23 protein-coding genes and 1 other RNA gene are annotated in these 23,661 nt (G+C 31.0%); 8 read left to right on the plus strand and 16 right to left on the minus strand.

What is annotated here, in order from left to right:
* Nucleotides 1-134 precede the first annotated feature (134 nt).
* The 7 genes from ACJDU8_RS18380 to ACJDU8_RS18410 all read right to left on the minus strand — a co-directional run bounded on the left by ACJDU8_RS18380 (nt 135) and on the right by ACJDU8_RS18410 (nt 5,265).
* Complete coding sequence (locus tag ACJDU8_RS18380; protein ID WP_406793622.1) at nt 135-410, minus strand: hypothetical protein; 276 nt, start codon at nt 408-410, stop codon at nt 135-137.
* Between the two features lie 662 nt (nt 411-1,072).
* Nucleotides 1,073-2,077, minus strand: a complete 1,005-nt coding sequence (locus ACJDU8_RS18385; protein WP_406793623.1) for a DUF3231 family protein — start codon at nt 2,075-2,077, stop codon at nt 1,073-1,075.
* Nucleotides 2,078-2,156: 79 nt separating this feature from the next.
* Nucleotides 2,157-2,519: a hypothetical protein gene (locus tag ACJDU8_RS18390; RefSeq protein ID WP_406793624.1), complete on the minus strand. Its 363-nt coding sequence runs from the start codon at nt 2,517-2,519 to the stop codon at nt 2,157-2,159.
* Nucleotides 2,520-3,052: 533 nt separating this feature from the next.
* Nucleotides 3,053-3,493, minus strand: coding sequence for a GNAT family N-acetyltransferase (locus ACJDU8_RS18395; RefSeq protein WP_406793625.1), 441 nt, complete (start codon nt 3,491-3,493; stop codon nt 3,053-3,055).
* Between the two features lie 289 nt (nt 3,494-3,782).
* Nucleotides 3,783-4,346, minus strand: coding sequence for a hypothetical protein (locus ACJDU8_RS18400; protein WP_406793626.1), 564 nt, complete (start codon nt 4,344-4,346; stop codon nt 3,783-3,785).
* A 413-nt stretch (nt 4,347-4,759) separates the two neighbouring features.
* Nucleotides 4,760-4,939 carry a hypothetical protein gene (locus ACJDU8_RS18405; RefSeq protein WP_406793627.1) on the minus strand — a complete coding sequence of 60 codons (180 nt, stop codon included), beginning with the start codon at nt 4,937-4,939 and terminating at the stop codon, nt 4,760-4,762.
* 89 nt (nt 4,940-5,028) lie between these two features.
* The gene (locus ACJDU8_RS18410) at nt 5,029-5,265 is read right to left on the minus strand and encodes a hypothetical protein (protein ID WP_406793628.1); all 237 of its coding nucleotides are present in this window, start codon (nt 5,263-5,265) and stop codon (nt 5,029-5,031) included.
* Nucleotides 5,266-5,760: 495 nt separating this feature from the next.
* Between ACJDU8_RS18410 and ACJDU8_RS18415 the strand changes: the two genes are divergently transcribed.
* From ACJDU8_RS18415 to ACJDU8_RS18440, 6 genes are all read left to right on the plus strand, one after another.
* The gene (locus ACJDU8_RS18415; protein WP_406793629.1) at nt 5,761-7,008 is read left to right on the plus strand and encodes a hypothetical protein; all 1,248 of its coding nucleotides are present in this window, start codon (nt 5,761-5,763) and stop codon (nt 7,006-7,008) included.
* A gap of 329 nt (nt 7,009-7,337) precedes the next feature.
* Nucleotides 7,338-7,466, plus strand: a complete 129-nt coding sequence (locus tag ACJDU8_RS18420; protein WP_406793630.1) for a hypothetical protein — start codon at nt 7,338-7,340, stop codon at nt 7,464-7,466.
* Between the two features lie 169 nt (nt 7,467-7,635).
* Nucleotides 7,636-7,800: a DUF5320 domain-containing protein gene (locus ACJDU8_RS18425; protein WP_406793631.1), complete on the plus strand. Its 165-nt coding sequence runs from the start codon at nt 7,636-7,638 to the stop codon at nt 7,798-7,800.
* Between the two features lie 9 nt (nt 7,801-7,809).
* Entirely contained in the window at nt 7,810-8,019 is a 210-nt protein-coding gene (locus tag ACJDU8_RS18430; RefSeq protein WP_406793632.1) for a hypothetical protein, read from the plus strand.
* A gap of 25 nt (nt 8,020-8,044) precedes the next feature.
* Nucleotides 8,045-8,314 (plus strand): recombinase family protein, encoded by a 270-nt coding sequence (locus ACJDU8_RS18435; RefSeq protein ID WP_406793633.1) that lies wholly within the window; start codon nt 8,045-8,047, stop codon nt 8,312-8,314.
* A 30-nt stretch (nt 8,315-8,344) separates the two neighbouring features.
* A complete protein-coding gene (locus ACJDU8_RS18440; RefSeq protein WP_406793670.1) occupies nt 8,345-8,944 on the plus strand; it encodes a recombinase zinc beta ribbon domain-containing protein in 600 nt (199 codons plus the stop codon).
* Here the strand turns inward: ACJDU8_RS18440 and ACJDU8_RS18445 are convergent.
* The 4 genes from ACJDU8_RS18445 to ACJDU8_RS18460 form a co-directional block, all read right to left on the minus strand.
* Nucleotides 8,858-10,162: a glycoside hydrolase family 18 protein gene (locus tag ACJDU8_RS18445; protein ID WP_406793634.1), complete on the minus strand. Its 1,305-nt coding sequence runs from the start codon at nt 10,160-10,162 to the stop codon at nt 8,858-8,860. The two genes, ACJDU8_RS18440 and ACJDU8_RS18445, sit on opposite strands and share 87 nt — an antisense overlap.
* 68 nt (nt 10,163-10,230) lie before the next feature.
* On the minus strand, nt 10,231-11,142 hold the full coding sequence (locus tag ACJDU8_RS18450) for a PLP-dependent cysteine synthase family protein (protein WP_406793635.1): 912 nt from the start codon (nt 11,140-11,142) through the stop codon (nt 10,231-10,233).
* A 41-nt stretch (nt 11,143-11,183) separates the two neighbouring features.
* Complete coding sequence (locus ACJDU8_RS18455) at nt 11,184-12,326, minus strand: bifunctional cystathionine gamma-lyase/homocysteine desulfhydrase (protein WP_406793636.1); 1,143 nt, start codon at nt 12,324-12,326, stop codon at nt 11,184-11,186.
* Nucleotides 12,327-12,329: 3 nt separating this feature from the next.
* The gene (locus ACJDU8_RS18460) at nt 12,330-12,962 is read right to left on the minus strand and encodes a class I SAM-dependent methyltransferase (protein ID WP_406793637.1); all 633 of its coding nucleotides are present in this window, start codon (nt 12,960-12,962) and stop codon (nt 12,330-12,332) included.
* Between the two features lie 956 nt (nt 12,963-13,918).
* Here ACJDU8_RS18460 and ACJDU8_RS18465 point away from each other — a divergent pair.
* Both ACJDU8_RS18465 and ACJDU8_RS18470 read left to right on the plus strand, forming a co-directional pair.
* Nucleotides 13,919-14,440, plus strand: a complete 522-nt coding sequence (locus ACJDU8_RS18465) for a sigma-70 family RNA polymerase sigma factor (protein WP_406793638.1) — start codon at nt 13,919-13,921, stop codon at nt 14,438-14,440.
* Nucleotides 14,430-15,452 (plus strand): DUF4367 domain-containing protein, encoded by a 1,023-nt coding sequence (locus ACJDU8_RS18470; RefSeq protein WP_406793639.1) that lies wholly within the window; start codon nt 14,430-14,432, stop codon nt 15,450-15,452. The genes ACJDU8_RS18465 and ACJDU8_RS18470 overlap by 11 nt, the downstream gene beginning before the upstream one ends.
* Nucleotides 15,453-15,572: 120 nt before the next feature.
* Here the strand turns inward: ACJDU8_RS18470 and ssrS are convergent.
* The 5 genes from ssrS to ACJDU8_RS18495 form a co-directional block, all read right to left on the minus strand.
* A non-coding RNA gene (gene ssrS, locus ACJDU8_RS18475) (6S RNA) lies at nt 15,573-15,760 on the minus strand.
* Nucleotides 15,761-15,876: 116 nt separating this feature from the next.
* Nucleotides 15,877-16,524 (minus strand): fructose-6-phosphate aldolase, encoded by a 648-nt coding sequence (fsa, locus tag ACJDU8_RS18480; RefSeq protein ID WP_406793640.1) that lies wholly within the window; start codon nt 16,522-16,524, stop codon nt 15,877-15,879.
* 93 nt (nt 16,525-16,617) lie between these two features.
* A complete protein-coding gene (gene surE / locus ACJDU8_RS18485) occupies nt 16,618-17,346 on the minus strand; it encodes a 5'/3'-nucleotidase SurE (protein ID WP_406793641.1) in 729 nt (242 codons plus the stop codon).
* A gap of 54 nt (nt 17,347-17,400) precedes the next feature.
* Entirely contained in the window at nt 17,401-20,847 is a 3,447-nt protein-coding gene (gene addB / locus ACJDU8_RS18490; RefSeq protein ID WP_406793642.1) for a helicase-exonuclease AddAB subunit AddB, read from the minus strand.
* A 164-nt stretch (nt 20,848-21,011) separates the two neighbouring features.
* Nucleotides 21,012-23,456: a sugar phosphate nucleotidyltransferase gene (locus ACJDU8_RS18495; RefSeq protein WP_406793643.1), complete on the minus strand. Its 2,445-nt coding sequence runs from the start codon at nt 23,454-23,456 to the stop codon at nt 21,012-21,014.
* Nucleotides 23,457-23,661 lie beyond the last annotated feature (205 nt).

The raw sequence follows: 23,661 nt of genomic DNA on the forward strand, positions 1-23,661 counted from the left end.
CTTTATTATAAAAAAATAAGTGCAAATGTTAAATCACTAATGATGTGTTTAACAATTACACTTTTATGGTACTAAAAGAGCCCACTATAGACTCTCTAAAATACTTTAATTATTTAGTTAAAATAGCATAGAAATTACTCTATACTCTCAGGGTTTTCTCCTCTTCCCCGTCGTTTTAAATACCATCTTGACGCATTAATTTTTTGGTTCGGATTACCGGCAAATGGTTCAAAACTTTTTATTACCTTATCTTCTTCTTGAAGTTCACATAAAGCATCATAAATTAAAGAAGCATCATAACCTTTTAAAAGAAATCTTAAAGTAGTCATTGGACATTCAGTTAACCTGCTTATATAATTATGTTTTTCTAGTATGTCTAATATTTCTTGCTTTAAATTCTCTTTATCCATATACATTCTTTCCCCCTAAATTTTTATATCTATTAAATTTCTATAAAATAAGCACCCTAAATAACAAGGGCCTATTTTTATATAACATTATTTTTGAAGGAATATAATATTAACAACATTATTTTTTATTTCATCTAAGGTTATTTCCATAGAGTACTTATAATTATACACAGTATTTATTACAATCTAGTGTCCTATGTAATAACTATTTGTAAATAATATAAAAGTAGACACCCTGAGTAAAGAATGCCTGCTTTATTATTTTGTACAGGTTAAATAAATATTTACGCATATTAAAAGGCACCCGAACTTAATCAAGTGCCATGCACAATATATAGTATAATTCTTATTTACGGTTTCCCGCATTGGCAGCCCCATTTGACCCTGGAGCTGGAGGTATATTGAAAGAGCCGTTATGAGTTACTACCAGTGTAATCCCTGATGTTCTCACTATAACTATAACTATTATATTACACTTTGGTAATATTTTAATTCCAATCTAATTCCTCTTTAATTTCCAAGTAATTCCTAATATTTCTGTTTTACAAGCATAAAAACACTGTAAAATTCAGTTTTGAATGATACAGTATTTTAAAAATTATTAAGTTCTTAGTAATCTGAACACGCCATATCAATATCCATATTTACTACATTATCCCATATTAAACTTCTACCAAATTTTCATGTTTTATTGCCTGTGGAGGCTGTTCAAACCATTCATTATTAATCATGATATTTACACCATCCTTAGAATACTCCATAGCCTCATCTAAGTATTTTCTATATGTAGCCTTCAAGTCACTTCTCATTATATTTGCCAGTGCTAGCCCTATACTACCTATCTTTAACCTATACATTATAGAAACTTTACTTAACATAAGTTTATCTGAAAATGGTGAAATTGTTGAGTCAGTTACATATGAATCTGAAGAACTTCCAATTGGAATACCTTCATCTATTAAGAATGAATTGAAACCATCATTTTGTTTAGTCGCAAGATTTATAACTCTTGATATATAATTACAAACTTCTTTGTCTTTACACACTTGATTGAAACCAACTAGTAAAGCTTTTCTTATCACAGTATCATTGGTGATAGAAACAATGTCCGTTATTTCATCTACAAGTAAAGATCTCTTTTTTCCAAATCTATCTAAAATAAAACTTTTATTTTTTATATATTCAGCTTTTTTAGGTACTTCTACCCGAGGTGCTTTAATAAAAATGCCCTTTGATAAACCTAGTTCTGCCGCCCTGTTATAGACGTCAGTACTTTCTTGAATGCATTTTGAGAAATAATCTCTAATATCAGAACGTGTCACATGACCTAAAATCACACTATAGCTACGCACTGCTGATTTTGCCTCATATGCTATATACTGCAAGTAGAGAGTGTCAAAAAATAAACGTGGAGCATTTACATCAATATCGCTATCTGTAATACCTTCTGGTAATGGTAGTTTCTCTTGATTAAATAAATTAGTTAATACTTCAATACGTTGATTAAATAAATTTAGAGCATACTGTAAAATATCACGAATTTCATCATCATCAACTCTGTTGGAAAAATATCTAACTATGTGCCCAACTAGATTTCCAGCCATATAAGAGTTCCAAATACTTGATATTTCTGATGCAACTAATGGCGTTTTTGTGGTGTTCCCCATTTATATAACCTCCAATACAAAAATAACTATTAACATTAATATTCCCAACTATTTTTATTAAATACTAAATTATTTCATTCTATAAATCTTTAATATTAGCCTCAATAACAGCATTGTCTGCTTCCATGTTTCTAAGAGCTTCTTCTATGTCTGCCACCTGTTCCCTCTTCCATGACTTCTCCTTAATTAACTTATCCGTTATACGCAACAAAATCCTTTCGGCATAACTTTCACCTATAGGACTTGTCTGAACTCTTTCTTCATATACCATAGAACGTGATTCTTCGGGGAGGTCCACCGCAACATTCTTAAGCTTGTACTCTATTCCATTTATCTGCTTTCTTAAGATATCCGGTTTCGTATTCAACACTCTAATTCTTTTAAATTTGTTAAAATAGTTTCGGAGCTTCTCTTCCATCTGAACAAATTTAATTTCATTCATTATTCCGATTCCTCCCCTTAAATCTTATTTAAGCTAAATCTTTATTTGTCTCACATTTTGTATTTTACTGTATAATTACAAATTTTTCATTTATTTCTTAATCAACTACCTGAAGTCTCTATATTCCCATATACGCAATTAGCCTTTTGCTGGTATTGGCTCTCTTAAAGGTTCTATGTTATTCAAAATCCATGCATATCTTCCTGGTGAATAATCTCCAAAACTATATTCATTACCTTGAATTACGTTGCCATTTTTAAGTTTAGCTTTTCTGAGTCTTGGATCTGTCCTTAAATCTATTTCTACGCAATCAACTAAATTTACTTTTGCAATTATTACTCCAGTAGGAAAATTGCTTGTTATATAGCCATGCTTTTGCAGTGATCCTTTTATAAAATACTCATTTGATTTTTATAGTTAAGTCGGTAAATAAGAAGATTCGGTCATAATTAAAAAGAAGTACTATAAATTTCGCTTTAAGCTTTATTTTTATAGTATCACAAAGACATCTATTCTCCTTTAATCAGGATATTTTATAAAACACCTTTACCACGTTCTTCATTCGCAATAGCAATCATCTTAATATAATAATAATTACCTTTTATAAATTCATCTTGCCATTTTAAATTAATAGCCTTTGAAACATTTTTTATATTAGATGAGTATATCTTAAGATTTTTTGTTCCAAGAACGTGAAGTGTTCTAAAGCTTGCCATTAAGTTTAGTATTAGTGTTTTAAAACTTTTATAATTCTTTTTTTCATAACCAATTAATACAGAATTAAGCTTATCACCTAAGCTAAATACTCCTATTGTTTTTTCAAAAATATGTAATTGAATTATAAATAGCTTTTCCAAAAATATTTTTCGATTATCTATCCCTTTCGTCTCCATAATAACCAAAGAATCATTAATAAAGCAATCTGTTAAAAGTTTAGCTATTGACGCAATTTGATTTTCATTTATTCTTATCATAGCAGTCCCCCGTATATACTAACATTAAGCTGGCTTTTGGTCCTAAATTACCATTCTAGCTTAATTACTTGTAAGTATGCTATTTAATTCCAATTAATTCTATATAATCTTCAAGTAAATGTGGATTTTTTATTACCCTTTTTCGCCACATTATTCAGTTTTCAACGATTCATGACTTGCTTCACAGCTGTCAATGAAAATAGAAACATACTCACCTTATTTTCTTAGCAAAGAGCTTGTTCGTGTTTTCAACTTTAATAGTTACTTCACATTTAATTCAAAGTGCGAATTATTGAAATAAAACTTTAGACATCTCTTCAGTAATATCAATATCATTATTATTATAAAATTTTGTGCTATTCCCACCACCCACAAATTCCTGCTGTGTTTCAATAGGAACTGCACAGTTAACTATAAAATATTCCTGCTTTGGGATACTAATTTTATACTCCTTGTCATCCAATAATATTTTAATATATGCAATTTTATTCTCATAGTTTTTACCTAAAATAATAAGGTACTTCCCTTTATTTGTTTTATTTATTTCATCTGTATAAAAACTACTTCCATATCCTGCAGTCTCAATTTTGTATTTGTTATTAAAACCTTTAGTTAATTCTGCCTCACCTAGACTGTTATTAATTATAAATAAGACATATTTTTTATTATCAAGATTTAACTCCTGTTTTATATCAATATTATTGGCAACTACTGAAGGTCTATTGATAAATCGTATAATATTATCTTCTAATTGTTTTTTATCATTTATAACTGTATATTTTGCAGAGTATAAAACAACTCCTATACAAGCAACAATTAGCCCACTTAGCAAAACGAACAGTAATTTTCTCATAAAAATCCCCTATTAATTCGCCATATTTTACTATTTTAACTTAACTTATGGTAATTATATCATATTTACATAGCTTTAGATGATTATTTATCAGATAAATGTAAAGAGCTCCTTTAAAATGTCACATTTTCAAGATATGATCCATAGTATACATTGGAAGAGTATTTCCTGTTTTCCCAAAATAGTTTTTTATAAAAGGCTAAAAAGCCCTGTTAATCATTTTGCATCTTCTAGTTCATTCTCATCGTTTTTCTTGGATTGCTGCTCTCTCATAAATTTTTCATAGAAAAATTCAAACATTCTTTCCTGAGCTATAGGGATACATTCAGGATTCATAACAACTACCTTTATGTCGTCATCATCCTCTTTTCTCTTTTCACAAAATCCCCTCTTACAAAAACGCTACTACCATATTATTCAAATGAATTCATATGGTTACTAATATCTAAAACTGTTATGGTACCTTCTAAAAGTTTTTTAGTGAATCTTGGTGTAATCTCTACCTCTTGAAATTCCACTTCAATAAGCTTTAAAATTTTATCCATTGTTGCTTCTCTTTTTTCTTGAGTAACAGTTAGTTTCATATTTCTCATACTGTTACCTCCAAATTAACTTTTATTACCGACTTAAATACTCTCGCTCTATCATTTTTTCTTTTTGAACCTTGACTTATCTCTCCCCCCTATTCAGATTTTTGTTTTGCAAATTTAAAAGCAAAAATTGCTTCAACCACATCATTAAGCTCTTTAGCTATTTGGGGAAAATCACACTTTTCATCGTCACTTATCTTTCCGTCAGGGGCAATTCTCACAAGCAACTTTTCACAAGCGATATAGTCTCCTACCTGTGTCTTCAGATTTAAAATAGCCGTTGATAAATCTCTAATCTCAATATCAGGCAAATATTTTTGTAGAATCATCATCACTATGAAAGGTGGTGATGAATATGCGTTTTGATGGTGCTGTAATTAAAGAACAAGGAGTAAAATTTGCTCTAGTTTTCTAACTTGTTGCTCTAGCTTTGTATCCCTCACACGACCTCCTTTTGATTAATATTGGGAGTTTTGAATATTTCATCTATAGAACTCCTATATAATTTACTCATTGTTGTTTAGGTAATAACTTTTGCAAGGCCTAATGTGAATATGTCTCTTACTTCTTGCATATCTTCTTTTGTCATAGCTACCTCCTTTGTTTTAATTTTGTATCTGCTATTACTATCATTTCTTTAATGCAATACTTTTTTATATTTTTTTAAAATAATATTGCATTTGTGTAATGGTAAAAATAAAATATACTTATATGTAAAATCAGTTTAAAGTATCAGATAAAACTAACTATAGTGGAAATTATCATTTGATTTTGAATGGTTCTGTAAATTAATATTCTATAAAATTCTCTAAGGAGGAGTTAACTTGACAATTAACTTAAAAAAAGAGATTGAACATTTTAAATCTGATCCAGAATCAGTATATAATACATGGTTTATTCATAATAAAACAAGAATGAAATCATTTCGCTCTATTAGACGAGGAGTACTAAATGTAATAAGTTCTATTAAAGATGGCACTTTTGGAAATGATTTTAAAGGTTCCCCATTGGAGTTCGTATTATCCTGTATAACCGAACAAAAGCAAGTATTTGAAGGTGCTGCTCATCCACTTTACTGGAAACCCAAATTAAGAATACCTGATATTTATGAAAATGAAAAAAACAAGATTATATTTGGACAATTCTTGGAATCTTGCTTATATGCCACTACATCAGACAAAATTGTCAAAGAAATTATTAATCTTGATAATTATAATATAAAAGGACTAGGTCCCGCTGTAGCTAATATCATTTATTTTTTACATCCTACTTTGATGCCACCATTTAATACTGCTATGCTCAAAGGATTTAATGCTATTTTTAATGATAAGAAAAAACTTGGTTCATGGCAACAATATTTAGAAATGAGAGAAGTAATTATCAAGACAAATGAAGAATATAGATCTTTATTATCTAAAGATCTGGGTACATTGTCTGGTTTTCTATTTGATGTTGGCGTAGGCAAATTAGCTACTAACGAAAGTTGGGAGGCTGCATTAAAATTTGATAAGAATAAAATAGAAAAAGCTCTCAGGAAACGCCATAATGAAGCCGAAATTGAACTTAAAGAAGAAAATGAACATCTCAAAGTACAAATATTATTAACTGAAATTGGCAAGAGTCTTGGTTATGATGTTTTTATAGCTTTAAATGACCATTCTAAATCTTTAGACGGAAAGAGTCTTCAATTTATGACAATACCTAAACTCCCATCTTTAGGTATTCCAAATGAAGTATTAAAGACCGTTTCTTTGATTGATGTCACCTGGATAAGTAAAGAAAATCAAGAAATAACATGTGCATTTGAAATAGAGAAAAGTACATCTATATATTCAGGAATCTTAAGGCTTCTAGATTTAGCATCTTCTCTAGGTAACAAAAAATATGATTTTTTCTTGGTGGCACCTGATTTTCGTGAAAAAGAATTATTAGCTCAATTAAAAAGACCCTCATTTAGAAATCTTGATTGCGTAGAATTAAAATACATATTATTCTCGGATTTATATGAGAATTATAATGGAATCTGTAAATTTGGAGACAATTATAAAATTCTATTGAAAATAGCAAAATGATACCAAATTTCAGCAACCAAACTGTCTATATACACGAATACACTCTTTTCCCTAGAGCTAGGGTAGAAATCCAAGTTAATAAATTTCCATCTGAATTATTAATTGCTTCATATATAGAAACTGATAAAAAACTAATTATTTAAAATATATTACAATCTTTAAGTTATAATATTCAGTTAGTTTATAGAAATATGTATTCCTAAACTATAAATAAAATATGATATACTATTTGATAAGAGAATAAAGTGTTTTTAGTTAGCCACCTCTCGGAATTTATCTCTTGCAAAAGAGGTCGCTGCGGTTAATTTGACAGCAAAGGAGGTGGCAATATGAGTGATACTGTGATTGTAGGAACATATTTAAAAGATAGATTAATAATCAAAGGTAAATCTTCAATTAGTAAATTGACTGAAAATGAAATATCTATAACAGCTGAAGAAAAAAACTCAAAAAACTAAAAATGCACCTCTACGACAAAGTGCATTTTTAGCAAATTAAAAACAATTTTCCATATAAAACCGCAACGGCTTCTTTTTAATATATTATACCACAATTCAAATGAAATATGCTATAATCTCCATTGAGATAATAAAAATAAACTATAATACTGTAAAGTGGGTGAATAGAATGAATAAAGAGGATCTAAAAGCTATAGCAGAGCTATTAGACACTAAGCTCGAACCTATAAAAAAACAGCTAGAGGAATTGGAACCTATTAAATCTCAATTAAACAAAAATACTATAATTCTTGAAGAAGTGAAGTCGGATATAAAAACTATCGTGGAAGTATAGAAGTCCCATATGAATCAAAATGAAAAGGCTCATAGTGAAATTATTAAACCTTTAAATGAAAAGTTAGATATAATAGAGCTTGCAGTAAAAGACACTTCAAAAGATGTTAAGGATATTAGAGAAAACTTAAAAAACATAGATGAAAATATAGATGTGATGAAAGAAATTTTAGGAAGACATGAAGTTGATATTGCTGTATTGAAACGGAGACCAGTGTAAAACTTGCTAATTCAGAGAAGTTAAAATGCACTTTGTTAAACTTAATCAGTTTGATGTAGTGGCAGTATACAAAATAGACCGTATAGCCAGAAATATAGTAGACTTTGTAAATGTATTTGACGAACTAGATAAATTGAATGTTAAACTTGTATCTGTTACAGAAGGTTTTGATCCTTCCACACCTATAGGAAAAATGATGATGATGCTCCTAGCTTCTTTTGCTGAAATGGAAAGAATGAATATTACCCAGAGGGTAAAGGACAACATGAAAGAACTTGCAAAGATGGGCCGCTGAAGTGGCGGGACTGCCCCCACTGGATATTCCATAGAGAGAGTTAAAGAAAATGGAAAAGAAGTATCTTATTTAAAAAAAGAAAAGGAAGCAGATAATATAAAAGAAATATTTAAAAAATATGCCAGCGGTTATACTGCCTTTGAAATACACCAATATTTTAAGCTAAAAGGGCTGAAATACAATCCTAAAACTATTTATGGTATTCTTACCAACCCTACCTATCTTACAGGTGGAATTATGAAGTGTAAGTGCGGCTCCGGCATGGGAGTTTCTCCTGGCAGGCAAAGAAGTGATGGAACCAGAAGGTATTATTTCATATGCAGTGGCAAAAGATACAGGCAAAATGGATGTGACAACCTTTCCCTTAGAGTTGACCAGGTTGAAAGTAAAATCAATGCTTTTTTAGAGAGTATGCGTGACAAGGAAAAACTAGTTGAATATCATAATAAAAAACAAATAGTAATTTACAAAAGATATGTAACATATTTTTGTATAACAATAGAACCCTGGGGTAACACATTCACCCTAGAGTTCTGTTTTATTTTATCCAGTAGGAGTAGGCGGTATGACTTTTGTAATCTGAAACATATTATCTACAACTTGCCAATTTTGTGGAAATGGACTACCTAACTTCCAGTAACTTACACCTCTCAGTCCATATTCATTTACAAGTTTATATTTTGCCTCTACACTTCTTGCATCTTCGAACCACACTACGTGCTGCTTTCCCTCTTCATCTATATAATTGTAATATGGAGATTGGGCTTTAGTATCGTATTTAATCTGCGCCCCATATCTTCTGGCTCTATTTATTGCTTCTTGATTTCCAATACTTTCGGCGAACTCACCTCCTGGAGTATAGGGAAGTGTCCAATCATATCCATATAGTGGAATACCCATCATTATTTTTTTAGGCGGAATTACACTTACTGCATAGTTTATTACTTTCCTCACTTCATTAATTGGGGCAACAGCCATAGGCGGACCTCCTGACCATCCCCACTCATAAGTCATTATTATAACAAAATCAACTATCTGACCATGAGCTTCATAGTCATGAGCTCCATGCCATGCACCAACCTTTACGTCATATGTTTTAGGTGCCAGTGCAGTTCCTACTACATACCCCAATGGATGGGCTCTTGCTACTAACTTTCGAAGAAAATTATTGTATTTTTCCCTATCTGAAGGTGGAATTCTTTCAAAGTCCACTACAACTCCATAGTATGTTTTTTCATTCATAGTACTTATTATATTATCTATTAAAGTATTTTGGAGATTTTCACTATTTAATATATTATTTATCAATTCAGTATTAAAATTTGCTCCAGATAAGTTTGTAACTGAAAGCAGCGGTGCAACCCTATTATTTCTTCCCACATTAATAATAGTTTCGTCTCTAAGTGGAGTCAATCCTGCCTCTGGTGTAACATGATGACTAAAAGGGGTTATATAAGTTAGATATGGAGCTGCACTGCCTACAATCGTACTCTCCCTATCCGGATTAGATGGCTCTATAAACCCATTAGTCTCAATAACACCGTAATTTTTTGCCTTCTCTGGTATCCTAAGTATCATACCAGGGTAAATAGCTGAGGGATTTGAAATATTATTTGCCTTGGCTATACTATCTGCTGAAACACCAAATCTTTTAGATATAGACCATAATGAATCCCCTTGCCTTACTCTGTATGCTCTCTCCTTTGTGGGAATTACAAGTGATTCACCCACCACTAAACTTAGCTGGGGCCTTATGCCATTAGCCTCTATTATGCTATCTGGAGTAACACCAAATCTTCTAGCTATAGACCACACAGAGTCACCAGAACGAACTACGTATATATTCAAATATAGGCGCTCCTTTTTTATTTATTATCATTAATCATTATATTCATTAATCTTATTTCTGTTCTAACTTAATTATAAATATTTTTACTAAAATATCTGTCTCCTCTATCAGGAAACACTACAACTACATTCCCCTTATCTATAGATTTGGCTAATTTTAAAGAAGCTGCCATAGCTGCACCTGAAGAAGATCCGACTATTAATCCCTCTTTCTTTGCTAGTTCTCTTACCATATAAAAAGCTTCTTCATCTCCTACTTTTATAATTTCATCCACCAAGCCCATATCCATAGTATCAGGAATAAAATTATTACCTATGCCTTCAATGGCATAACATCCTTCAATGCCTCCCCCCATGGTAGAACCTTTAGGATCCACTAAAACTGATTTTATATTTTTATTTTTTTCTTTTAAATATTTTATAACTCCTGTAAAAGTTCCCCCGCTGCCTGCACCGGCTACAAAATAATCAATATTACCTTCCATGCCCATATATATTTCAGGTCCTGTAGTCAAATAATGTGCTTTAGGGTTATCCTCATTTTCAAACTGCTTCAATGAAATTGAATTTGGTATACTATCAAGAAGCTCCTGTGATTTTTCTATAGCCCCCAGCATTCCCTTTTCTTTTGGAGTATTTATTATCTCTGCGCCAAGAGCTTTCATTAATATTTGTTTTTCCTGTGAAAATTTCTCTGGAACTACAAATATAACTTTATAGCCTCTGTTCAGTGCGCCAAGGGCAATGCCCAATCCTGTATTACCTGCTGTTGCCTCTACTATAGTGTATCCTTTATTTAAAATACCTTTTCTTTCCGCACTATCTATCATATATAATCCGATTCTATCCTTCACGCTTCCCCCAGGATTAAAGCTTTCCAATTTAGCAAATATATTAATACCCTCTTTTACATTAAAATTATTCAATTTTAGTATGGGAGTATTTCCTACCATTTCTTTTATATCATTATAATAAATCATATCAGTACTCCTTCATATTATTTTCTACTTTTCAGCTCACATTATTTTGCAAATTCCAGTGCATTTTTTAAATCATCTATTAAATCTTCCCTATTTTCCAATCCCACAGATAACCTAATTAACCCATCTACTATTCCCAGTTCCTGTCTTATTTTATAAGGTATGGCTGCATGAGTCATGGTAGCTGGATGAGATATTAAAGACTCTACTCCTCCTAAACTTTCTCCCAATGTTATAAGCTTTAACCCGTGAAAAAACTTGTTTATATCCAGTTTATCTTTTAATACAAAAGAGATAATTGCCCCATATCCACTGGCCTGAGATTTTTGAATTTCATGTTCAGGATGAGTTGAAAATCCCGGATAGTAAATTTTATCTATTAAATTATTTTCCTTTAAAAACTCTGCTATATATCTGGCATTTTCATTATGTCTGTCCATTCTGACAGAAAGTGTTTTTATACCTCTTATTAAAAGCCAGCTGTCAAATGGATTTAATATTCCTCCTGTAGAATTTTGAATGAAATGCATTTTTTCCCCTAGTTCTTTATTATTTACTACTAGCAAACCTGCAATTAAATCACTATGTCCTCCTAAATATTTAGTAGCGCTGTGCAGTACTATATCCGCTCCTAATTTTATAGGTTTTTGTAAATATGGAGTCATAAAAGTATTGTCTACAATAGTCAGCACTTTATTTTTTCTGGCAATTTCACTTATTTTAGCTATATCTGTTATAGTCATAAGAGGATTTGTAGGGGTCTCAATAAATATAGCCTTAACATTTTCCTTAAGACTTTCTTCCACCTTTTCCAAATCACTGGTATCTACTAATTCATAATTTAAATTAAAATTTTTAAATATTTTATCTACAACCCTAAAAGTTCCTCCATATACATTACTAGAAATTATTACCTTGTCTCCACTTTTAAAAAGCATAAGTGCTGCTGATATAGCTGCAAGACCTGAAGCAAAGGCAAAGCCTTGATATCCTTCTTCTAAATCTGCAATTAATTTTTCCACAGCCTCTCTTGTTGGATTTCCCGTCCTTGAGTATTCATATCCGCTATTTTTACCAAGTGCTTCTTGTTTATAAGTAGAAGTTTGATATATAGGCACACTAACTGCTCCTGTTCTTTCGTCTCCATCTATTCCTCCGTGTATTAACAACGACTCAATTTTCATAAATTATTCCCCTTTCTTAACTCCATTTGCTATAAATATTCCTGTTTCTGTATACTCGCCTTTACTTGAATATCCTTTGCACCTTAACTCTGTACTCTCAACAGCTATTTCGCTAAAGCCTGCCTCGTCCATCCAATCATTTATTTGCTTATGGGAAAATCCCAGCCACTCATCGTGCATTTCACTTCTGGCCCATTCTCCGTCATGCTCTTCTACATCTGATATAATAAATACTCCTTCATTTTTTAAAATTCTATAAGCTTCTTTTACTACTCCTTTTGCATTCACCACATGATGGAGTGCCATATTTATATAAACAACATCAATAGATTCATCAAATAGAGGAATATCTACTATGGAACCTTTTATAGGATATATATTTTTTATTCCTTTATTTGAGCATGTATCATGCAGTTGTTTTAACATATTCCTAGAATTATCTATAGAAAATACTAGCTTTGCTTCCATGGACAAGGCTAGAGAAATAAATCCTGTTCCGCAGCCCAGATCCACGCATATTTTATCTTTCATATTAAATTTAGAAAGTGCAATATATTTTAATTTATCCTCAAAATAATCTTCTCTGATTACATTCCATTTGTCTGCAATAGAATCAAAATATGCTACTGAATTCATAATTATTTATCCTCCCAAATATATAATTAATTTTCAATTTTTTAAATAGCAGTGTTTTCAAAACTCCGGATTTTTGAAAAACAAAAACCTTCTGCCTCTATACAGAGGCAGAAGGTTACTTCCGCGGTTCCACTCTGTTTATCCCATATTAAACTGCATAAATCATATAAATAAAACACAGTTTATATGTAAAAACTCTTTATTGGTACAATCATACCTCAACGTTTTAACGTACGTACACGCTGAAATCTACTAGGATTCAACTCAGTGCTCAAAGATGCAATTCGACTACCTCCCGCTAAAACTCCCTTACACCCAAGGGGAATTCTCTCTTATAGCATTGTGTAACCTACTCTTCTCATCATCGCAATTAAATTATTAGTAATTTATTATGTATTAAATTTACAGCTTCATAATACTACATAAATTTAATATAATCAAGTAAAATCTTATAAAAAAATTTTTTACCAAATCTTTTTTAATATAATAACTCTTAATGATTTAATTTTATTATATACAAAAATACATAATCTGCTACTAAAATTTTATCCGATGGCTACCATTGCTAACACCCCCATCGCACTCTGTGAAAGCGATTCACACAAAATTAAAAATTTTGGTTCTCTGCTTTTCTATCAAAGTGGGGGATAAGAGGTGCTATGCGCCTGGATAAGTGATTCTTGGGTCTAGATAGAGTTTGCTTATTAATCTAAAATAATTTTAAGAAAATTCATACACTTTACAGTTTAAAATTCCTAATTTAAAATTAATTATAACAAGTATTTTAAAATTAAGAACAAAAAAATTTAATAACTTTCACATAAGATAAAAATTACAGTCTATATACTGGATTATACAATAGTTCATATTTTTGGGGCTGGTTATATAAAAATACTTTTATATACTAGGAGCACAGAATATGTATATCCCGTCTAATATAGAGAAAGGAGGATAATTTGGACAAAGAGCTTGAAAGGCTAATGAATTGTTATGGAAATGACATATTGAGAACTGCTTATATTTACCTTAAAGATATACACCTGGCTGAAGACGTTTTTCAAGATGTATTTATAAAAGTTTATAAAAATTTTCACAAATTCAACGGTAAAAGCAGTGAAAAAACTTGGATACTTACTATAACTATAAATACCTGTAGAGATATACTTAGAAGTTCCTGGATAAAAAAAGTCTTAAGATTTGATGATACTGAATATGGAATATTTAATTCTACAGAAAATCTAGATAACATAGAAAATACAGTAATTAAAAATATAGAATATGAGGACTTATTAAAAAGGATTATGGATTTACCAAAAAAATATAAAGAAGTTATACTTTTGTATTATTATCAGGAGTTGTCCACCTCCGAAATAAGTAAAGTTTTAAGAATACCTGAAGGCACTGTAAGAAGTAGGCTTTATAGGGCAAGAGAACTATTAAAATATAACATAGGTGGTAGTATTGAATATGAAGGATAACATGAAAAATTTAAGAGAAATAACTGATTTAGTTTTAAAGGACATTCATGTAACTGAAAAGCTAAAACGTAATACTTTAGAAAAATGTAAATCTAAAAAAAGGTTAAGTTTAAAACCCATATATGCTATAAGTATATCTGCTGCAATAATGATATTGATCATAATAAGTTATCAATATCATCATACTAACTTCCAGAATAATATAACTAAAAAATATATATACAATAATCCTATTGCAAAAGCTTCTATTGAAACCTTACATAAAATTATAGGAAAATCCACAGATGGGGAATTAAAATCTACAGATGATAAAACAGATGACAGACCAAAGAACTCTGTACCATCTACAAAAAATTCCTCAATTAATAGTGAAATTTCTCTAAATACAAAAAATTCAGATTCAAAATCAGATTCTACCTCAAATGATAATGATAATTATAATTCAAACACAGATACAAATTCTAACAAAGACTCTACTTTAAATGATAAAGGCAACACCAAAAATTCTGAATCTGAAGCAACTAACAATTCTGACTATACATATAAAAATTACACCATAAATGCAGAACCCCAAAGCGAAACCCCTGTAAATACTACAGATAGTCCAGAAGCAAAAAATGCAGCTTCCACAGATATGTTGGACCTAGCTACTGCACAAAGTTATTTAGGAAGCACTATTTCTATGCCTTCTTATATACCCGAAAACTTCAAACTTACAAATATATATATTCCCAAAAGTGCAGCAGAACAAAAGACTATAATTATAGATTATAATGATCCTGACAATAAATATTTCAAATTAACTCAAAGTAAACAACTTTCTTCTAATATCTCCGGGGAAAAAATATCCATTAGTGATGAAACCCAAGGCTACCTGTACATAAAAAGTGATGAAACTGATTCAGATTCTCCTATAATACAAATAGCATGGATAAAAAACGATATTGAATATACGCTGTATGGCAATATCTCTAAAGACTCTATGCTATCTATAGCAAAATCAATTAATTGATAAGCATAAGTTCTCCTGAGGTTCTGGAGAGCTTATCCAATAATACAACCACCTTTATTATAGATATACGCAAAAAGAGAGATTAAAAATCTCTCTTTAAAATCATAACCTTAACGATTACATTTATCCAAAATACCGCTAAACTTTATTTTGACACCTATATTCCTACAGGTGGATGTCCTCACAGATGATTTCATCTTCCTCATTTTCAAAATTGTCATATGAGGATACATGTACTCATCTAAATATTGAACTTCCGTTTAAATAATGTAGTTCAAAACAAAAGCTTACGTATATTTCAGAATTTTACTAATCGCTTGTAATAAATACCTAACTCATTTCATAGTTATTATATAACAACTGATTTATTATGTCAACTATACATCTCAAAATGTATTTTACAATTAAAACAATTTAGATGAAATTACTTATCAGAAACAGTTTCCCAATCTTTAAGAAATCTTTCTATTCCAATATCGGTTAAAGGATGGTTACACATCTGCACTAAAACCTTATATGGAACTGTAGCAATATGTGAACCTACTGAGGCACATTTAACCACATGGATAGGTCCTCTTATACTGGCAGATATAATTTCAGTATCTATATTCTGTATTTTAAATATAGTAACTATTTCCTCTATCAATTTAATGCCGTCCATCCCTACATCATCTAGTCTTCCAAGAAAAGGACTTACATATGTAGCTCCTGATTTTGCAGCTAAAAGTGCCTGTGCTGCAGAAAAAATTAAAGTTACATTTGTCTTTATTCCCTCCTGTGAAAGGATCTTTACTGCTTTTAGACCTTCTGAGGTCATTGGAATTTTTATTACAATATTTTTATGTATTTTAACAAGCTCCTTAGCTTCTTTTACCATTCCCTCTGATTCTAAACTTATTACTTCTGCACTAATAGGACCATCTACTATATCAGTTATTTCTTTTACAACTTCTTTAAAATTCCTGCCCTCCTTAGCAATTAAAGAAGGGTTAGTTGTAACTCCACATATTATACCCATTTCGTTAGCTTTTCTTATTTCATCCACATTAGCAGTATCTATAAACAGTTTCATTAAAAATTTTCCTCCTCATATTCTGTATAGAATTATTGTATATCTATAATTTTACGTTAAAAAAAACCCAATGTACAGTTAAATGTATATCTGCTACCTGGTAAAGAGATTATTAATATCTTTTAATATTTTATAATTAGTCAGATCATAATGCAGGGGAGTTAAAGTCACATAGCCCCTTTTTACATAATATATATCTGTATAATTATAACTCAAATTTTCTACATTCTCACTGTTATCATATGTTTCTTCCAAATGGTACTTAAATCCAACCCTGCATACCTTCAGTCCTTTTATCTTTTCCCTAGGTAGAAGTGGTACATTTAAGCTCAAAACTACATTATCACCTTTATATTTATCTTTAAATATAGAAAATACCTCTAATGCATATTCTGCTGCTATATTGTAATCATAGTTGTTTCCTTTAGTATCTAGAGATACTGCTATGGAAGGTACTTCACATATAGAAGCCTCAATAGCTGCAGAAACAGTTCCTGAATATAAGGAGTCTATTCCTAAATTAAATCCGTTGTTTATTCCCGATATGACCATATCTATTTGATTATTTCCCAGTTTACGAATGCCTAATCTGGCACAATCTGCAGGCGTTCCATTAATACTATAAGCTTTTGAATTTATACCTTCAAGTTTTACTTCCCTGGCAACTAGTGTATTTGGTGATGTAGTTATAGAATGCCCACTGCCGCTCCTTTGCATATCCGGTGCAGCAATTATAACTTCATTATCTTTCTCAAAATGTTTTGCCAGCACATGTAATCCTTCTGCCATTATTCCATCATCGTTAGTCAATAATAATCTCATATTCCATCCTCCAATGCTAATTTTATTCTGTAACAAGCATTATATACTATAACTTTACTGTTCAAATTTATTTTCTATATTCCTCCATATCTCCTCATCATTTTTATCTTTAATTACTTTATATTTATTTCCCCTTATAGAAGTGTCAAATTGACATATAGCTGAGTAATCACAATAGCTGCACCCATTTTGGGCTTTATTCTTATATGGCGTAACTTCTATATTTCCCGACAGTATTTTTTCACACAAACCTGCTATGGTATTTCTCACATATTTTCTAAGAAGTTCAAATTGTTTCTTTGTTGCCAGTGATGAATGGGCTTTAGAAAGGCTTCCATCTTTTTTTATAGAAACCGATATAATATCTGAATTTTTCTCCATATTAGTATCCATTTGTTTTATTACATCTAAATCATCTAAAAGCAATCCATTCATTTTTAAACTTTTAACTATTTTTTCCTCTACCTCAGAGTCAGGTATATCCCCTATGGTTCTTATTATAGGATCATCCAATTTAAAATATAATACGCCTGCGGGAATAGCTTCTCCTTTAATTTTTTCACTGAATTCTGTAAGTATAACATCTAAATATATTAAAAGCTGGAGTTGAAATCCGTAATATATATCAGAGAGTTTAAACTCCTTGGAACCTGATTTATAGTCTACTATTCGAATATAAGTTGTTACACCGTCCTCTGATGTATCTACTCTGTCTACTTTACCTGTAAGACTGACTTTTTCTCCTGAAGCTAGTTTTATTAAAATAGGCGGAAAATCCTCTGATTCTCCAAAAGAAAGTTCATATGCTGCAGGTGTAAATTTCCCTTTTTTCATATGTTCTGTTATAAGCCATACTGACCTTGTAAGTGTTCTCTTTAACTTATCTGTAATATGTTTATACCTCTTAGAACTATTTAGTATGGAATGAGGTATACTATCTAAAGTAGTATCTACCATGTCATTTACATTTTTCTCACACCATTTCTGGTCTATATTTTCCCATGTTAAATTTTCTTCTCTTAACTTAACAGAAAATTTTTCAAGTATACCATGCATAAAACTTCCTAAATCCGGCGGCCTCAAGCTGTACATCTTTCTATCTTTAACTTTCAGTCCATATTGTACAAAATACCCAAAAGGACACTGGGCAAATTTTTCTAACCTTGAAACACTCATATTTAAATGCTTTCCATAAAGTCTCCTAACTTTCACCAAATCTGAAATTTCAATTTCATTATTGTAATAAAATCCATCTAAAACAGTATCCAATCTTTTATTCCAAATCTTATGTTCTTTATACCATCTATATACATCTATCCAAAGTGGATTCATACTTTCCTTATTTCCTAAATTTTTTCTTATATTTGAAATTAATATGTTAAAAGTAGCCTTAGGACTATTTACAGCTCCTATTCCTTCTTCATCTCCTGCCACATCTAATACATTATTCTTCTCCTGCAACTTTGGAAATAATTTTTTTATCATAGATATGACAATAGAAGGTCTTTTAGCCTTTCCTTCTTCATCACTTATAGAATAAGTCAACGTTAAATACTTATCTACTATAGTGAGTGTAGTATATATTAAAAATTGTTCTTCAAAAGCTTTACTCCTTATACTTGGAGCCATCTCCAATCCTCTTTCTTTAAGTTCATCTCTATCCTTGTCTGTAAAAATACCATCTGATGATATAGTTACCGGAAAAGTTCCATCATTAACTCCCGCAATATAAAGTGCACTTATATTATGGCTCTTTATTCTAGTTATATTGCTCACCAAAACTTGATCAAGGGAAGGTGGTATTACACCTATTTCATATTGCGAAAATCCTGTTATCAATACTTCATTAAATATTTCCATACCAAAAGATTCGTCACCTATTACATCTACTATCTGATCTAATATGTCTATTACTATATCCCAGATTTGACTATATTCATTTGCCCTATCTAATTTATGATCATATTTGAATTCCGTTATAAGTTCCTCTACTTTTTCCGGGATTTTTAATTCACATAAAAAATTATATAACCCTTCACATATATGTTTTCCCTTCTTCTTCCCTTTTATAGTAGAAGAAAGTCTTAAAATTGGCTCTCTAACTTTATCTCTTATGGAGTTTATTTTACTTAAATGTTCTTCCTCTTCTTCAGATACTTCCTCGTTAAAGTTATCATAATTTATTCTAAAACTCCAGGGTTCTGTATCCATCCACTGTTTTCCTCTTATTCCATTTTGAAGCACATAATTTTCAAGTATATCTATATCCTCAAATTCTAAATCTAAAAGCCCTGTCTTTAAGTATCTAAACACAGATTCATAAGACCAACTTTTAGCTAATATTTCAACTGCCGAAACTATTAAAATTACAATAGGATTATGGATAATTTCTCTTTTCCTGTCTATAAAATAAGGTATATCATATTGATTAAAAACTGCCTTTATTAAATTTTCATATCCTTCTAAATCACCTGTAACAACTGCAATATCTTTAAATCTAAGATTTTTGTCTCTGCATGTTTTTACTATGTCTCTGGCAATGTACTCTGTTTCAGTATATTTATTTAGGGCCTTAAATATTTCTATGTCCTCCGTAGGCTTTTCATAATTTCTATAAGGATATGAAAATAAAGCATACTGGAGATGCTGAAGTGCCGTACTATTTTTAAATCTATAACAAGGACTACATCTTAAATTCACAGGTTTATGGTATGTTATATTGTTCTCTTTAGCTATCTCTAAAAGCTTTTGTTCTGTAATTTTAGTAGGTAAAAATAAGTCCAAGTCTTGCGAATATTCACCTAATGCATCCATACACAAAGTTACATTTACTCTATATGCGCTGCACATAATCTTTTCTATTACCATATACTCCTGAGGAGTAAAGCTTGAAAATTCATCTATCCATACTTCTGCATTTTTAAAAATACCAGACTTATCTAATTTTTCATATAAAATATGAAGAATATCATCTGAATCTATATAGTTTTTCTTAAGTCTGTTTTCAAACTCTAAAAATATTATTTTAATGTCCTGCAATTTATTTCTTAAATTTTTATTTTCTATTCTATCTAAACTTTCCTCTAAAAGCTGAGAGGATATATTATATTTTTTTAACTCACCTATTATATCTGAAACTAAATTTACAAAACCTTGTTTTCTTGCAGAGGCTTTAAAAACTTTTAATTTATTTTTATTTTCCTCTATTATTTTATACAAAAGTATGTTTTTTCCGGCATCATTTATGTGTTTTCTTATTCCTCCCCCTACTTCATTAAACACTTTTTCCGCCATTCTTCTAAAGCTTAATACCTGTGCCTTTAAAGTTCCTTTTTCTCCTATGGACTTTATCAGATTTTTTTCTGCCTGAAAAGAAAACTGCTCTGGAACTAAAAGTATTAGATTTCTACCGCTATCTTCCTGTACTCTTCTTTTCATATCTTCAAGACAATAATAACTTTTACCACTTCCTGCTCTTCCATATATGAACCTTATACTCATAATACAATCACACCTATACTACTTTATAAATATTATTTACTGTTTTTAACGTATTATATATAATTTTAAGGTATATGAAAACAAATAACAAGTTAAAGATATCAAGGATATTTTATATAACAAGTGGAAACGGACTGCCATTTTAACTGGCAGTCTGCTTCATACTAATATCCTTCAGTTATAGTTGTAATTTTAGTCAAAACATCTTCTGTAAGCTGATTGAGCTTCTTATAGTCCCTGCACTCTGTATATACTTTACATAAAGGTTCATCTGCATCTGGCATCACAAGTACCCATCCATCTTCAAAATTAAGTTTTACACCCTCAATTAAATCTATAGATTTTGAACTACTTTCCTCTATTAGATTCCTCATTATCCTTCCCTTCATATTCCAGGGACATTTTATTTCTTTTTTCATGCTGTAATACTGGGGAATGGTGGAGGTTATTTGTGAAAGAGGCCTGTTACAGTTTGCCATAAAATTAATGGTCATTATACACACACTTACTGCATCCAGTGTCATGAGATATGCACTTACCATATCCCTTTCACTTATATTGGATACATTTTTCAAATAAGTTTCCAGTATAAATTTATGTGCTGTTTTAGTCCTTATAAATTTACACCCACACATTTTAGCCAATTTTTCCATACTAGAAGATGCAGTAACAGGAACTACCAGAGCTTTTATGTCATGAGATTTTAACATAACCAGTGCATTTAGCGCATCGTACAAATTGTCTTTTATTATATTTCCCTTTTCGTCTATAATAACCGGTTTTTCACATTCTTCATCTATTTCAATTCCCAAATTTGCACTATCCTCCACAACTCTTCTTGCCAAACCCTTAGTATCACCGAACTTATCATGGAATTTCACTTCCACCTTAAGTTCTCTTAAAATTTCCTTCATTATTTCAACAATCATAGGATCTTCTATACTTAAAACTACCCTGTACTTTTGGCTCTTTATATTTTCAAGTGAAAGTTCATTTATAAGCTGACGTTCATAATATTCCAGACAGTTATATATATTGTCCATATGCTTAAACTTGTCTGGCTTTACCCTTCTGAAGTCCTCCCTTATAAAACTGCTTTCTATCTTCCTCTCCATAGCCCTATTTATATTCAGTCCATTTTTATCCATAAATATTATACTAACCCTTTCTGGTACACTAGCATTTACACATACATAAATTCCTGCCTGTGCCCCGAAAAAAAGAACAGACTGCCTTATAAGAGCCCTTGGCATCTGCTTTAAATCCATGACCTCCATACCCATAGATAAAAGTCCTGTAGCCAGAGAATATTTAAACATCTGTGCCGCTCCATTGTCACTGCAGGCTATAGCCACCCTAGAATCTGCCTTTAAAACAGAACCATAGGCAGAACCCAGCTTTGATACAAATTCTGGAGTTATATCTACATTTATCTCTCCACTAATGCCATTTTTACCAAAGACGGATCTGGAGGCCTTTTCTTTCCATATGATATTGGAACTCACCAAAGTACCACTTTCTATCATTTTATTTGGCCATATCTTAACCCCCGGCTTTACTATGGCTTTATCCTTTATAATAGTATCATTTCCCACAGCGGCTTCTTCAAATACAGAACATTGGGATTCAACTTGAACTTTTTTACAGAGCACAGTACCCCTTATCTGTGCCTTATCTCCTATATAGCAGTTATTAAAAAGTATACTCCTTTTTATGGTGGCATCTGGAGAGATAATATTGTTCTCGCCCAATACGGTATAGGGTCCAATTTGTGCATTGTTATATATTTTACTTCCGCTTCCTATATATACCGGTTTCGAAATTTTAGCTTCAGGACTTATTTCACAATCTTCCCCTATCCATATATCTTCACTGTATTTTTGTGCCTTTATGTCTATATGTGCAACTCCTTTTAATATGTCAAAATGACATTTCATATACTGATCAATATTTCCTATGTCACACCAGTACCCTTCTGCCACATATCCAAACACAGGTACTTTTTCTTTCAGGAGAAGTGGAAAAAGGTCGCTACTAAAATCAAATTTTTTATTTTTATTGTAATATTTAAATATATCCGGCTCCAAAATATATATACCTGTATTTACCTTATCGCTGAACACTTCCCCCCATCCTGGTTTTTCTAAAAAACCAGTTACCTTGCCTTGGGCATTTGTAACTACAACACCAAATTCCAGAGGTACCGGTTCTTCTTTAAGTATGAGAGTTGCTACAGCACCCTTACTCTTGTGGCAGGCAATTGCCTTTGACAGGTCTATATCTGTAAGGGCATCTCCACTTATAACAATAAAAGTATCATTTAAAAATGCCTCAGCACTTTTAACACTTCCTGCAGTACCCAGTGGAGTTTCTTCTATAAAATAACTTATATTTACTCCAAAATCTTTACCATCTCCAAAATAATTTATTATTTCATCAGGTAAATATTGCAGGGTAGCTCCAATATCCTCTATCCCGGTATTCTTAAGCAGTTCTAAGGCATATTCCATTATTGGTTTCCCCATTATAGGCATCATGGGTTTAGGTATGTTACAGGTTAAGGGCCTTAACCTGGTTCCCTCTCCCCCTGCCATTATTATAGCTTTCATAAACATCACGCCCTTTATCTATTTTTAACATTTAAACTTGAATTTTTCTCTTTAGCTTTAAGTTTTAAAACACCAGTATTTCATACTTTATTATATATTAATAAATTCTATATTATTACAATTACTCATCTATATCTTGCCATCAATATATGGTTTAATTTTAAGTCAGATATAATAAAAAAAAATTAGAGCCTGGCAAAGTATT

This window comes from Candidatus Clostridium eludens, from assembly GCF_045310515.1.
Classification (GTDB): domain Bacteria; phylum Bacillota; class Clostridia; order Clostridiales; family Clostridiaceae; genus Clostridium_B; species Clostridium_B eludens.